The sequence below is a fragment of the Brevirhabdus pacifica genome, from assembly GCF_002797755.1.
GTDB lineage: Bacteria > Pseudomonadota > Alphaproteobacteria > Rhodobacterales > Rhodobacteraceae > Brevirhabdus > Brevirhabdus pacifica.
Genome location: NZ_PGFI01000011.1, coordinates 286,393 through 299,327 on the forward strand (window position 1 = coordinate 286,393; position 12,935 = coordinate 299,327).

General features: G+C 67.2%; 15 protein-coding genes. 10 read left to right on the forward strand and 5 right to left on the reverse strand.

Annotated elements, in window-relative coordinates; translation table 11 throughout:
• Positions 1-47 precede the first annotated feature (47 nt).
• Both CLV77_RS01570 and CLV77_RS01575 read right to left on the reverse strand, forming a co-directional pair.
• Entirely contained in the window at positions 48-344 is a 297-nt protein-coding gene (locus CLV77_RS01570; RefSeq protein WP_076979564.1) for a DUF1244 domain-containing protein, read from the reverse strand.
• Positions 345-374: 30 nt separating this feature from the next.
• Positions 375-1,109 (reverse strand): N-formylglutamate amidohydrolase, encoded by a 735-nt coding sequence (locus CLV77_RS01575; RefSeq protein WP_076979563.1) that lies wholly within the window; start codon positions 1,107-1,109, stop codon positions 375-377.
• A 135-nt stretch (positions 1,110-1,244) separates the two neighbouring features.
• Between CLV77_RS01575 and pyk the strand changes: the two genes are divergently transcribed.
• From pyk to pheS, 4 genes are all read left to right on the forward strand, one after another.
• Positions 1,245-2,690, forward strand: a complete 1,446-nt coding sequence (pyk, locus tag CLV77_RS01580; RefSeq protein ID WP_076979562.1) for a pyruvate kinase — start codon at positions 1,245-1,247, stop codon at positions 2,688-2,690.
• Between the two features lie 146 nt (positions 2,691-2,836).
• A complete protein-coding gene (gene rpmI / locus CLV77_RS01585) occupies positions 2,837-3,037 on the forward strand; it encodes a 50S ribosomal protein L35 (RefSeq protein ID WP_076979561.1) in 201 nt (66 codons plus the stop codon).
• A gap of 18 nt (positions 3,038-3,055) precedes the next feature.
• Positions 3,056-3,418 (forward strand): 50S ribosomal protein L20, encoded by a 363-nt coding sequence (gene rplT, locus CLV77_RS01590; RefSeq protein ID WP_076979560.1) that lies wholly within the window; start codon positions 3,056-3,058, stop codon positions 3,416-3,418.
• Between the two features lie 161 nt (positions 3,419-3,579).
• Positions 3,580-4,653 carry a phenylalanine--tRNA ligase subunit alpha gene (gene pheS, locus CLV77_RS01595; protein ID WP_076979559.1) on the forward strand — a complete coding sequence of 358 codons (1,074 nt, stop codon included), beginning with the start codon at positions 3,580-3,582 and terminating at the stop codon, positions 4,651-4,653.
• Positions 4,654-4,814: 161 nt separating this feature from the next.
• Here the strand turns inward: pheS and CLV77_RS01600 are convergent, their stop codons facing one another.
• Entirely contained in the window at positions 4,815-5,015 is a 201-nt protein-coding gene (locus CLV77_RS01600) for a hypothetical protein (RefSeq protein WP_076979558.1), read from the reverse strand.
• Between the two features lie 367 nt (positions 5,016-5,382).
• On the opposite strand from CLV77_RS01600, the gene pheT reads away from it, so the two are divergent.
• The 3 genes from pheT (at position 5,383) to mscL (ending at position 8,964) form a co-directional block, all read left to right on the forward strand.
• Positions 5,383-7,803 carry a phenylalanine--tRNA ligase subunit beta gene (gene pheT, locus CLV77_RS01605; RefSeq protein WP_076979557.1) on the forward strand — a complete coding sequence of 807 codons (2,421 nt, stop codon included), beginning with the start codon at positions 5,383-5,385 and terminating at the stop codon, positions 7,801-7,803.
• Positions 7,804-7,953: 150 nt separating this feature from the next.
• A complete protein-coding gene (locus tag CLV77_RS01610; protein ID WP_076979556.1) occupies positions 7,954-8,403 on the forward strand; it encodes a YtoQ family protein in 450 nt (149 codons plus the stop codon).
• A 126-nt stretch (positions 8,404-8,529) separates the two neighbouring features.
• Positions 8,530-8,964, forward strand: coding sequence for a large conductance mechanosensitive channel protein MscL (gene mscL, locus CLV77_RS01615; RefSeq protein WP_076979555.1), 435 nt, complete (start codon positions 8,530-8,532; stop codon positions 8,962-8,964).
• A gap of 51 nt (positions 8,965-9,015) precedes the next feature.
• On the opposite strand, the gene ald is transcribed toward mscL, so the two are convergent.
• Positions 9,016-10,134, reverse strand: a complete 1,119-nt coding sequence (gene ald, locus CLV77_RS01620; RefSeq protein WP_076979554.1) for an alanine dehydrogenase — start codon at positions 10,132-10,134, stop codon at positions 9,016-9,018.
• Between the two features lie 135 nt (positions 10,135-10,269).
• Here ald and CLV77_RS01625 point away from each other — a divergent pair, with 135 nt between their 5' ends.
• The gene (locus CLV77_RS01625; protein WP_076979553.1) at positions 10,270-10,734 is read left to right on the forward strand and encodes an Lrp/AsnC family transcriptional regulator; all 465 of its coding nucleotides are present in this window, start codon (positions 10,270-10,272) and stop codon (positions 10,732-10,734) included.
• 148 nt (positions 10,735-10,882) lie between these two features.
• Here the strand turns inward: CLV77_RS01625 and rpsU are convergent, their stop codons facing one another.
• Positions 10,883-11,089 carry a 30S ribosomal protein S21 gene (gene rpsU / locus CLV77_RS01630; RefSeq protein ID WP_076979552.1) on the reverse strand — a complete coding sequence of 69 codons (207 nt, stop codon included), beginning with the start codon at positions 11,087-11,089 and terminating at the stop codon, positions 10,883-10,885.
• Positions 11,090-11,192: 103 nt separating this feature from the next.
• On the opposite strand from rpsU, the gene CLV77_RS01635 reads away from it, so the two are divergent.
• Positions 11,193-11,897, forward strand: a complete 705-nt coding sequence (locus tag CLV77_RS01635) for a COQ9 family protein (RefSeq protein ID WP_076979551.1) — start codon at positions 11,193-11,195, stop codon at positions 11,895-11,897.
• A 55-nt stretch (positions 11,898-11,952) separates the two neighbouring features.
• A complete protein-coding gene (locus CLV77_RS01640; RefSeq protein WP_076979550.1) occupies positions 11,953-12,924 on the forward strand; it encodes an NAD(P)H-quinone oxidoreductase in 972 nt (323 codons plus the stop codon).
• Positions 12,925-12,935: the final 11 nt, after the last annotated feature.

Consider the following 12,935-nt stretch of genomic DNA (forward strand, 5'->3'; position numbering starts at 1 on the left):
GTTTTTCATGTCCGGGGCAGGGCGCACTTGCCCTGCACGCAGGGCGATCAGTCGTGGGGTGCGGACTTGCTGAAGGCGTCGGCCTGCTCGGCCGTGGCCTCGGTCTGGTATTTGTCGCGCCACTCGGAATAGGGCATGCCGTAGACGATCTCGCGGCTCTGGTCCTTGTCCATATCCATCCCCCGTTCGGCCGCCGCCTCCTGATACCAGCGCGACAGGCAGTTGCGACAGAAACCGGCCAGGTTCATCATGTCGATGTTCTGCACGTCGGTGCGTTCGGCCAGATGGTCGCGCAGCCGGCGGAACGCGGCGGCCTCAAGTTCGGTGCGGGTCTTGTCGTCCATGGGTCGTATCCTTTCACGGATGGGAAAATGTCATAGCTTGGCGGCGGCCTCTTGCAGGACCGGCGCCAGGATGCCGGCCCAGTAGGCCTGTTCTTCGTCGGTGCGGATCAGGTCGTGGCGCACCTCGATCAGCAGATTGGGCCGACCTGTCGACAGGGCGTGCCGATCCACCGAGTCGCCCGGCAGATGGCCTGAATAGGGCTGGTTGTCCCCGATACAGAGGTTGGGATCCTGCGACAGCCGTTCGATCACGGGGTCCGACAGGCGGGTGTCGCCCGAATGCAGAAAGCCCACGTGCCAGGGCCGGGGGGCGCGGCCCACCAGCTTGGGCCCGAAACTGTGCACGGCGATATAGGGCGTCTCGGGCGCACGCGCCGCCAGCCGCGCCACCGCGTCGTGGTAGGGCCGATGGTAGTGTTCGCGCCGGCGCTCGGTTTCGGCCGCGTCGATGTTGCGGTTCTGCGGGATGATCGTGCCGTCATAGAGCTGCATGATCTGGGTCGGGTCCTCGTCGCCGCGGTTGGGGTCGATCACCAGCCGCGAGAAGGTCGACAGAACCGCCGGGCAATCCAGCATCCGCGCCAGATGACGGGTGACACCGGCGGCGCCGACGTCATAGGCGATGTGGCGCTCCATGTCCTCGTCCGACAGGCCCAGGTCACCGCCGCCGATTTCCTCGGGGACGCGGTTCGTGGCGTGATCGCAGGTCAGAAGCCACGGGCCGGGGCGGTCCTCGTTGATGATCTCGAAGGCGGGTTGAGGCATCGTCACACTCCTGTTTCCTTGTGCTGCTGTTTATTCAACGCGCGGCAAAAGCACCAGTTGCCCGCCTATCGGAATTCGGCCATATCTTTCCCCGGCCCACGAAAACAGAAGCATTAATGAAAGGATGGCGACGTTATGAGACGCCTTCGCAAAGTCAAGATTGTGGCCACGTTGGGCCCCGCTTCGAGCACCTACGAGACAATCCGCGCCCTTTACGATGCAGGCGCCGACGTGTTCCGCCTGAACATGAGCCACGGCACCCAGGAAGAGCAGCGCGCCCGCCACACCATCATCCGCCAGGTCGAAAAAGACGTCGAGCGTCCGATCGCCATCCTCGCCGACCTCCAGGGTCCCAAGCTGCGCGTGGGCACTTTCGCCAACGGCGCCGAGGAACTGACCGAGGGCCAGGCCTTCCGCCTGGATCTGACCGACGCCCCCGGCGACGCCACCCGCGTCACCCTTCCGCATCCCGAGATCTTCGCCGCCCTCGAACCCGGTGCCAGCCTGCTGGTCAACGACGGCAAGATCCGCCTGAAAGTCGAATCCTGCGGTGCTGACTATGCCGACTGCATCGTCCGCGTCGGCGGCACCATCTCGGACCGCAAGGGCGTCAACGTTCCCGACGTCGTGCTGCCGCTTGCGGCCCTGTCGGACAAGGACCGCGAGGATCTGGAGTTTGCCTGTGAACTGGGCGTCGACTGGCTGGCGCTGTCCTTCGTGCAGCGCGCCGCCGATGTCGAGGAAGGCCGCGAGCTGGTCCGTGGTCGCGCCGCGATCATGTCCAAGATCGAAAAGCCGGCCGCGATCCAGGCCTTTGACGAGATCCTCGAAGCCTCCGACGGCATCATGGTCGCCCGTGGCGATCTGGGCGTCGAGCTGCCGATCCAGAATGTCCCCCCGATCCAGAAGCGCATGATCCGCAAGTGTCGCGCCAAGGCCAAGCCGGTGATCGTGGCGACCCAGATGCTGGAAAGCATGATCGAAAGCCCGCTGCCCACCCGCGCCGAGGTCTCGGACGTGGCGACCGCGATCTACGAAGGGGCCGACGCCGTCATGTTGAGCGCCGAGTCGGCCGCCGGCTCTTACCCGGTCGAGGCCGTGCGCACGATGGACGACGTCGCCCGCGAGGTCGAGGCAGACCCCAACTACCGCCAGATCATCGCCGCCGCCCGCACGGGCGAGAAGGCCTCGGTCGCCGATGCCATCGTCACCGCCGCCCGCGAGATCGCCGAGACGACCGACATCAAGGCCATCTGCTGTTTCACCCATTCGGGCACGACCGCCAGTCTGGTGGCGCGCGAACGTCCCTTCGTGTCGCTCCTGGCGCTGACCCCGCTGATCGGCACCGCGCGCAAGCTGGTCCTGTCCTGGGGCCTGCACTGTGTGGTGACCGACGAGGTGGACCGCTTCAAGATGGCCGTGGTCAGCGCCGCCCGCGCCGCCCGCGCCGACGGCTTCGCCACCACCGAGGACCAGATCGTCGTGACCGCCGGTGTGCCGTTCAACGTGCCCGGCACCACCAACATCCTGCGCGTCGCCCCCTGCGACGAGCGTCTGATCTTCAAGAGCGACCCCGAGTAAGGGGCCGCCTGGCGGATCCATCGCAACCCCGGCTTTGCCCCTTGTCAGTCTGGGCAAAGCCGCTTATACGGCCCCTTCAATCGCGCGACCGGCCCGTAGTGGCATGCCGAGTCGCGTGCGCACCGCCCGACCAAGAGGAGACGGAAATGCCCAAGATGAAGACCAAGTCGAGCGCCAAGAAGCGCTTCAAGATGACGGCCTCGGGCCGCGTCAAGGCAGGCCAGGCCGGCAAACGGCACGGCATGATCAAGCGGACGAACAAGTTCCTGCGGGACGCACGCGGCACCACGCTGCTGAGCAAGCCCGACGAGAACATCGTCAAAAAATACATGCCTTACGCGCGCTGATCCCGAGGAGCTTAGAACATGTCCCGAGTCAAAGGTGGCACGACCACTCACGCCCGTCACAAGAAGGTCATCAAGGCAGCCAAAGGTTACTATGGCCGTCGCAAGAACGCCTTCCGCACCGCAACCCAGGCCGTCGACAAGGCGAACCAGTACGCGACACGCGATCGCAAGGCCCGCAAGCGCAATTTCCGCGCCCTGTGGATCCAGCGAATCAACGCCGCCGTCCGTCTGCATGACGACAGCCTGACCTACTCGCGCTTCATCAACGGTCTCGGCCTCGCCGGTATCGAAGTTGACCGCAAGGTTCTGGCCGACCTGGCCGTGCACGAGCCCGAAGCATTCGGCGCCATCGTCGACCAGGCGAAAGCCGCGCTGAACTGATCTGGCAGGGTGCCTCGCACCCGCAGATATCGCAAAGGCCTCCGAACCTCCGGGTCCGGGGGCCTTTTGCGTTCCGGGCTGCGGCGCCGCCGCGCCCGCCCTGCGGCTTGCATTCCGGCCGCGTTCTCAGTAGCTGAACCCAAGCAGAACGAGGGCCCGACATGGATGAACTGAGGCAGAAATACCTTGCCGCGACCGCCGATGCCGCCGATGAGGCAGCACTTGAGGCGATCCGCGTCCAGGCGCTGGGCAAGAAGGGCGAGATCAGCCTGAAGATGCGCGAGCTGGGCAAGATGACCCCGGAAGAGCGCACGACCGCCGGCCCCGCCCTCAACGCCCTCAAGGACGAGATCAACTCGGCCCTGGCCGCCAAGCGCGCCGCCCTGGGCGATGCCGCGCTTGAGGCCCGTCTGCGCGACGAGTGGCTGGACGTGACCCTGCCCGGGCGCCCGCGCCGCACAGGCACGATCCACCCGATCAGCCAGGTCACCGAAGAGGTTACCGCGATCTTCGCCGACATGGGCTTCTCGGTCGCCGAGGGTCCCCAGATCGAAAGCGACTGGTTCAATTTCGACGCGCTGAACATCCCCGGCCACCACCCGGCCCGCGCCGAGATGGATACGTTCTACATGGCCCGCGCCGAAGGGGACGATCGTCCGCCCCACGTCCTGCGCACCCACACCAGCCCGGTCCAGATCCGCACGATGCAGGAGCGTGGCGCGCCCCTGCGGATCATCGCGCCCGGCCGCGTCTATCGCTGCGACTACGACCAGACCCACACGCCGATGTTCCACCAGGTCGAGGGGCTTGCCCTGGACAAGGATCTGTCGATGGCGAACCTGAAATGGGTGCTGGAGGAGTTCGTCCGCGCCTTCTTCGAAGTTGACGAGGTCGAGCTTCGGTTCCGCGCCAGCCATTTCCCGTTCACCGAACCCTCTGCCGAGGTCGACATCCGCTGTTCCTGGGAGGGTGGTCAGCTTCGCGTAGGCGAGGGTGACGACTGGCTTGAGATCCTGGGCAGCGGCATGGTCCACCCCAAGGTCCTGGCCGCCGGCGGCATCGACGCCGACACCTGGCAGGGCTTTGCGTTCGGCATGGGGATCGACCGGCTGGCAATGCTGAAATACGGCATCCCCGACCTGCGGGCCTTTTTCGACAGCGATCTGCGCTGGCTACGCCACTATGGCTTTGCCTCGCTGGACCAGCCGACCCTGCGCGGCGGCCTCAGCCGCTGATACGCGGGGCGCCCGGCATTTCGGGCGCAGGTGAGGATGCTCTCCAGAACATGAAAGGGCGCCCCCGGTATGTCGGCGGCGCCCTTTCCGTTTCCCTCTGGAGGGGAAAGTCGTCGTGCCGGGCGAACCGGCACGGGTTATCTCGTCGGGGCCTGCCCTTGTCAGAGCACCAGGTCCAGGATCCTTGCCGGCGACACGGCACAGATCACGCGGTCAACCTCGGACCAGGGCGTGACGCTCTGGCAGAAAGCGCCGTTCGCCCCGTTGGCATTCGAAGACAACCCGATGCCCACGGCCACGGCAAGGAAGAACAGCACGATCCGCGACAGGGACGCGGCATATGCAAGGAAAGACGGCAACATTTCAGGCCCCTTCGTCCTGGTCGATCAAGCGCCCCCACGCTGATCCCACCATATTGGCGGCGAATTCGGGCGAAAATGTGGCATGTGGCGAAAATGTGGCGCAACAATGGGGCAAAGAGGGCAGTATTGCGGACCGCGCCCGTGCCAATCAGGGGCGCGGCGGCCAAGGGACCGGGCCTTGCGCCGTCGGACCGCGATCACGCGCCCCCTTTTCGCCGCCTTTGTCGGTCCTGCGATTCGCCCACTGCCCCCAGGCCCGCCCCAATTCCTTCGCCAAGGATCGCGAGCGCCGGGCGGCCCCTTCCGCCCCCCGGCGCTTTGGGCTAAAGACGGCCCTGATGCGCGATACGGCAAAGGACCTGCACCCATGAAATTCACGGTATCCTGGCTTGGGGATCATCTGGAAACCGACGCCTCGGTCGACGAGATCTGCGACACGCTGACCGACTTGGGGCTTGAGGTCGAAGGGGTCGAGAACCCCGCCGACACGCTGGGCGCCTTCCGCATCTGCCGCGTGATCGAGGCCGGACCCCATCCCGATGCCGACCGTCTGCGCCTGTGCCGGGTCGAAACCTGGCCCCAGGGCCCCGACGGCCCCACGGAAGAGGTGCAGGTTGTCTGCGGGGCGCCCAACGCGCGCACCGGGCTGGTGGGCGTCTTCGCCCCCGTCGGCACCCATGTCCCCGGCACCGGCGTCGATCTGAAGCCCGGCGTCATCCGGGGCGTGGAATCGAACGGCATGCTGTGTTCCGAGCGCGAGCTGATGCTGTCGGACAACCATGATGGCATCATCGACCTGCCCGAGGACGCGCCGCTGGGCGAAAGGTTCATCGACTACCGGGGCGTCAACGACCCGGTGATCGAGATTGCGATCACCCCCAACCGCCCCGACGCGCTGGGCGTTCGCGGGATCGCCCGCGACCTGGCCGCCCGCGGCCTCGGCCGGCTGAAGGACGCGCCCGCCGTCAGCGTCGCTTCGGGCGGTCCCAGCCCGATCAACGTCTCCATCGATGACGACGTGCTGGCCGACGGTGCCTGCCCGGTGTTCTGCGGCCGGATGATCCGGGGCGTGCGCAACGGCCCCAGCCCCGAGTGGATGCAAAAGCGCCTGCGCGCCATCGGGCTGCGGCCGATCTCGGCGCTGGTCGATGTGACCAACTTCCTGACCTATGACCGCAACCGCCCCCTGCACGTCTTCGATGTCGACAAGGTTCAGGGGGACCTGCGGGTTCATTACGCCAAGGGCGGCGAGCGGCTGGTCGCGCTGGACGACAAGGAATACGAACTGGGCGCCGGGATGATGGTGATCTCGGACGACCAGGGCGTCGAGAGCATCGCAGGCATCATGGGCGGCGCGCCCACCGGCTGCACCGAGGAGACGGTCAACGTCTTCGTCGAAAGCGCCTACTGGAACCCGGTGGCGATCGCCCACGCAGGCCGCGCGCTCAAGATCAACTCGGATGCGCGTTACCGTTTTGAACGGGGGATCGACCCTGCCTTCACGCCCGAGGGGCTGGATATCGCGACCGCGCTGATCCTCGAGATCTGCGGCGGCGAGGCTTCGGAGGTCGTCTGCGCCGGTGCCGTGCCCGACACCGACCGCGCCTACCGGCTGGACACCGACCGGGTGCAGTCGCTGGTCGGCATGGACATTCCCGCCGACACCCAGCGCCAGACCCTGACCGCCCTCGGCTTCCGCCTCGAGGGGGACATGGCCCATGTTCCCAGCTGGCGCCCCGATGTGATGGGACAGGCCGACCTGGTCGAGGAAGTGGCGCGCATCGCCTCGCTGACCCGCCTTGAGGGGCGGCCGATGCCGCGCGTGCCGGGCGTTCCGCGCCCCATCCTCACCCCGCTGCAGCGTCGCGAATCCGCGGCCCGTCGCGCCGGCGCGGCGCTGGGTTACAACGAATGCGTCACCTACAGCTTCATCGACCAGCCGACAGCGGCGATGTTCGGCGGCGGCGACTTTGCCACCATGCTGGAAAACCCGATCTCCAGCGACATGAGCCACATGCGCCCCTCGCTGCTGCCGGGGCTGCTTCAGGCCGCTGCGCGCAACCAGGCCCGGGGTTTCACCGACCTGGCCCTGTTCGAGGTCGGCCCCGTCTTCGAGGGCGGTGAGCCCGAGGATCAGCGCTTGCAGATGTCAGGCCTGCTGGTCGGTCACAACTCGCCGCGCGAACCCCATGGCGGCCGCCGCCCGGTCGACATCTACGACGCCAAGGCCGACGCCGAGGCCGTGCTGGCCGAGCTGGGCGCACCCGCCAAGGTTCAGATCGCCCGCGGTGCCGAGGAATGGTGGCATCCCGGCCGCCACGGCGTGATGCGTCTGGGACCCAAAAAGGTCCTGGCCGTCTTCGGCGAGCTGCATCCCAAGGTGCTGAACGCGCTGGACATCAAGGGCCCGGCGGTGGCTTTCACCATCTGGCCGTCCGAGGTGCCGGTGCCCAAAGCCAAGGGCGCGACCCGCCCGGCGCTGGAGATGCGCGACCTTCAGGCGGTCGAGCGTGACTTCGCCTTCGTCGTCGACGAGGGGGTCGAGGCGCTGGGCCTCGTCAACGCCGCGGCCGGCGCCAACAAGGCCCTGATCGAGGATGTCCGCGTCTTCGACGAGTTCACCGGCGACAAGGCGCGTACCCAGATGGGCGAGGGCAAGAAATCCCTGGCGATCACCGTCCGGCTTCAACCCCGCGACAAGACCCTGACCGAGGCCGATATCGAGGCCGTCAGCGCCAAGATTGTGGAGAAGGTCGCGAAGGCCACGGGCGGCACGCTGCGCGGCTGAACATGTGGGGGCGGGAAGCCGCCCCTGCGATCCCTCAGTCGGGACGGACCGTCGCGCACCTGGGCGCGCGCCTTGCGCGGCCCGGCTGCCGGCGCTACCCACGGTGGCAAAGGCCGACCGGCCACAACACCCAGACCGAAAGGACCGACCATGACCCTGAATGTCTATCTCTCCGGCGAGATCCACACCGACTGGCGCGAGCAGATCACCGAGGGCGCCGAGGGGCTGGACGTGCGTTTCAGCGCGCCGGTCACCGACCACGATGCCTCGGACGATTGCGGCGTCGCGATCCTTGGGGCCGAGGACAGCAAGTACTGGCACGACCACAAGGGCGCGATGGTCAACGCGATCCGCACACGCAAGGGCCTCGAGGAGGCCGACGTCGTCGTCGTGCGCTTCGGCGACAAGTACAAGCAGTGGAACGCGGCCTTCGACGCGGGCTATGCCGCGGCCCTTGGCAAGTCGCTGATCGTGCTGCACGGCCCCGACCACCAGCACGCCCTGAAAGAGGTGGACGCCGCCGCCTTGGCCGTCGCCGAAACCCCCCAGCAGGTCGTCTCGATCCTGCGCTATGTGATGACCGGCAAGCTGCCGACCTGATCCAGGCCGACCACCGGCAAACCGGACCGAAGGCTGCCGGGGCTTGCCCCCGGCCCCTTTGCGCCCGAAAATCCCCCCGCATGAAACGAGCCCCGCCCCAAGGCGGGCAAAGCCGGAGGGACGCGCATGCTGAACGAATTCAAGGATTTCATCGCCAAGGGCAATGTCATGGACATGGCCGTGGGCATCATCATCGGGGCCGCCTTCACGGCGATCGTCAAGTCGATGGTGGACGACCTGTTGAACCCGGTCATCGGGATCTTCACCGGCGGGGTCGATTTTTCCAACAAGTTCTGGGTGATGAGCGGGCCGAACACCTACGCCTCGCTGGACGAGGCCCGCGCCGCGGGCGAGGCGGTCTTCGCCTACGGCAGCTTCGTCACGGCGGTCGTCAATTTCCTGATCGTGGCCTTCGTCGTCTTCATGCTGGTGAAATGGGTCAACCGCATCCGGGCCATGGCCGAAAAGCCCGACGATGTCGCCCCCGAGGTGCACACCGGCCCTTCGGAAAAGGACCTGCTGGTCGAGATCCGCGATGCGCTGGTCGCCGGGCGCGGCTGACGGACCGGAAGGACAGGGGCGCCCCTAGGCGGGACGCCCCTTTTTACGGGATCAGGCGGCCAGAGCGTCGGCCACCGGCAGCACGTCCAGCTTCAGCGCCTCGCCCACGGCGGGGTGGGTGATCCGCCCGGCATGAACGTTGAGCCCTGCCGAAAGATGCGGATCGTCGGCGCAGGCCTGCCGCCAGCCCTTGTCGGCCAGCGCCAGCATGTAGGGCATGGTCGCGTTGCCGAGGGCAATGGTCGCCGTGCGCGCCACGGCGCCGGGCATGTTGGCGACGCAGTAATGCATGATCCCGTCGACCTCGAAGACCGGATCCTGGTGGGTGGTCGCGCGCGAAGTCTCGAAGCAGCCGCCTTGGTCGATGGCGACATCCACGATCGCCGCACCCGGCTTCATCGTCTTCAACTGCTCCCGGGTGACCAGCTTGGGGGCCGCCGCCCCGGGCACGAGGACCGCGCCGATCACCAGGTCGGCCTCGGTCACCAGCTCGGCCAGGTTGCCCTGGGAGGCGAAGCGCGTGGCGAAAACCCCGCCGAAGACGTCATCTAGGTAGCGCATCCGGGGCAGGGAGCGGTCAAGCACCGTCACCGCCGCCCCCATGCCCGCCGCGACCCGGGCCGCATGGGTGCCGACGACGCCGCCGCCGATCACCACCACGTTGGCAGGGCCCACGCCCGGCACGCCGCCCATCAGCACGCCGCGCCCGCCGTTGGCCTTCTGGAGGGTCCAAGCGCCCATCTGCGGCGCCAGCTTGCCGGCCACCTCGGACATGGGGGCCAGCAGGGGCAGGCCGCCCTGGGCGTCGGTCACCGTCTCGTAGGCGATGGCGGTGCAGCCCGAGGCCATCAGGTCGCGGGTCTGCTCGGGGTCCGGGGCCAGGTGAAGGTAGGTGAACAGGATCTGGCCCTCGCGCAGCATCGCGCGTTCGCCCGCCTGGGGTTCCTTGACCTTGACGATCATCTCGGCCTGCTCGAACAGGCTGGCGGCATCGGGCAGGATGCGGGCGCCGGCCTCTTCATAGGCGGCGTCGTCGAAACCCGCGCCGATCCCGGCGCCGGCCTGGATCAGCACCTCGTGACCGTGGGTGACGGCCTCGCGCGCCGCGTGGGGCGTCATCCCGACACGGAACTCCTGCGGTTTTATCTCGGTGGGGCATCCGATGATCATGGCGGGTCTCCCTTTCCCTGGTGATGAGTCGATTGTGCCAGATTTCGCCTGCAATCGGGTCGCAAATTATATAGCATTCCGGATGAGCAATGCAGGATCGTCCGAGGGAACGGGCGATAATCGGGAGGATTTTGCATGGATGAGATGATCGACGCCACCGATCGCGCACTGCTTAGGGCCCTCCAGGGCCAGGGTCGGCTGTCGAATGCCGAGCTGGGGGCAAGGGTGAACCTGTCGCCCTCGGCCTGTCACCGGCGGGTTCAGCGGCTGGAGCGCGCGGGACTGATCCGCGAATACGTGGCCTTGGCCGACGGGCGCAAGCTGGGCCGCCCGACCCTGGTTTTCGTCGAGATCACCTTGAGCGCCCAGGCCGACGAGGTGCTGGACGCGTTCGAGCGGGAGGTCGCGCTGATCCCGGACGTGCTGGAGTGTCACCTGATGGCGGGACAGGCGGATTATCTGCTGAAGGTGGTGGTGCGTGACGCCGACGATTTCGCGCGCATCCACCGCCGGTTTCTGGCGCGCCTGCCGGGTGTGGCGCAGATGCATTCATCCTTTGCCCTGCGCACCGTGTCCCACACGACGGCGATCCCTATCTGAGAAACCGGCAAGGGGGCATCATCGGGGAAGAGGGCCGTTACCCGGGCCCCAGAAACGACAAACCCCCGGGCGTTAACACGGGGGTCGTCTGGACGACGGGGTGACCCGCCTATTCGCAATCGATCCGACAGGATCCAAGCCGTAAGGCTCAGAGCATGCCTTCGCGCTGTGCTTTCTTCCGGGCCAGCTTGCGCGCCCGGCGAATGGCTTCAGCTTTCTCACGAGCCCGCTTTTCAGAGGGTTTCTCGTAGTGCTGCCGAAGTTTCATCTCACGGAAAACGCCTTCGCGCTGGAGCTTCTTCTTCAGCGCACGAAGCGCCTGATCGACGTTGTTGTCGCGAACACTCACCTGCATATGGTGTCACCACCTTTCTAAGTTGAAGTTGCATCGGTACGCAGGAAGTGGCCGTATAGCAAAGCCGCATTAGCTTGTCCACCATGCCATGCAGGAGGATCCAATGACCCCGGATACCACGATCACGCCGCTCGAGCGGCTCATCGACGCGGCGCTGCCCCACGTGGCGTTCGACGGCTGGACACAGGCGACCTGGGACGCGGCAGTGACCGATTCCGGCGTGGATCCGGCGACGGCACGGGCGCTTTGCCCGCGCGGCGCGGTCGATCTTGCGCTGTCCTTTCACCGCCGCGGCGACAGGCTGATGGTCGAGCGGCTGAAGGCCGAGGATCTGTCGGCCCTGCGCTTTCGCGACCGCATCCAGCGCGCCGTGCGCTACCGGATCGAAATTGTCGCCCCCCACAAGGAGGCGGTGCGCCGGGGCACGACCCTGTTCTCGCTGCCGCAATACATGCCCGACGGGGCGGGGGCGATCTGGGGCACTGTCGATGCCATCTGGACGGCACTGGGCGACCCCTCGGACGACATCAACTGGTACACGAAGCGCGGCACGCTGGGCGCGGTCTATGGTGCGACGGTCCTGTTCTGGCTGGGCGACGATTCGCCGGGGTGGATGAACACCTGGGACTTCCTTGAACGGCGCATCGACAACGTCATGCAGATCGAGAAGGCCAAGGGGACCATGCGCAAGAATCCCCTGCTGCGCCCCTTGATCGCGGGGCCTGCCTGGCTCACACGGGGGGTGAAGGCGCCTGGGCGGGGTCGGTTCCGGGGCATGCCCGGGTCGATCAACCGCCAGGGCTGGTAACGACGGCGCAGGCGCTGCCGCCCGCAGGCCGTGCGCGCAAAGGCAAGGAGACGGCATGAAGGCGATCGAGATTTCCCGGCCCGGCGGGCCCGAGGTACTGACCCCGGTGGAACGCCCCGCCCCCCGTCCCGGCCATGGGGAGATCCTGATCCGCGTCGCCTATGCCGGGGTGAACCGCCCCGATGCCCTGCAACGCGCGGGCCGCTACGATCCGCCCCCGGGCGCAAGCCCGCTGCCGGGGCTCGAGGTCTCGGGCGAGGTGGCTGCACTGGGCGCCGGTGTCACCGGCTGGCGCGTCGGCGACCGGGTCTGTGCCCTGACACCCGGCGGCGGCTACGCCGAGGAGGTTGTCACCCACGCGGCCCACGCGCTGCCGATCCCCGAGGAAATGGACCTGCGCGAAGCCGCCGGCCTGCCCGAGACCTGTTTCACCGTATGGACCAACGTCTTCCAGCGCGGCCGGCTTCAGGCGGGCGACCGGTTCATGGTTCACGGCGGCACCTCTGGCATCGGCACGACCGCCATCCAGATAGCCAATGCGCTGGGGTCACGGGTGTTCGCGACGGCGGGTTCCGATGACAAGGTCCGGGTCTGCGAGGAACTGGGCGCCGAGCGCGCCTTCAACTACCGGACGCAGGATTTCACAGCCCTGATGCAGGAGCAGGGCGGCGCCGACGTGATCCTCGACATGGTCGGCGGGCCCTATATCCAGCGCAACCTCGACGCCCTGGCGGTCGAGGGGCGGCTGGTGCAGATCGCCTTCCTGCAGGGCCCAGAGGTGCAGGTGAATTTCACCAAGCTGATGGCCCGTCGACTGACCTTCACCGGCTCGACCCTGCGCCCGCAAAGCGATCTGGCCAAGGCGCGCATCGCCGATGAGCTGCGCCGCCACGTCTGGCCCTTGCTGGCCGGCGGCCGCATGGCGCCGGTCATCGACAGCGAGTTCGCGCTGGAGGATGCCGCCGGTGCCCACGCCCGCCTGGACGAAAGCGATCACGTCGGCAAGGTGCTGCTGAAGGTGGGCTGACCCGACGTCGT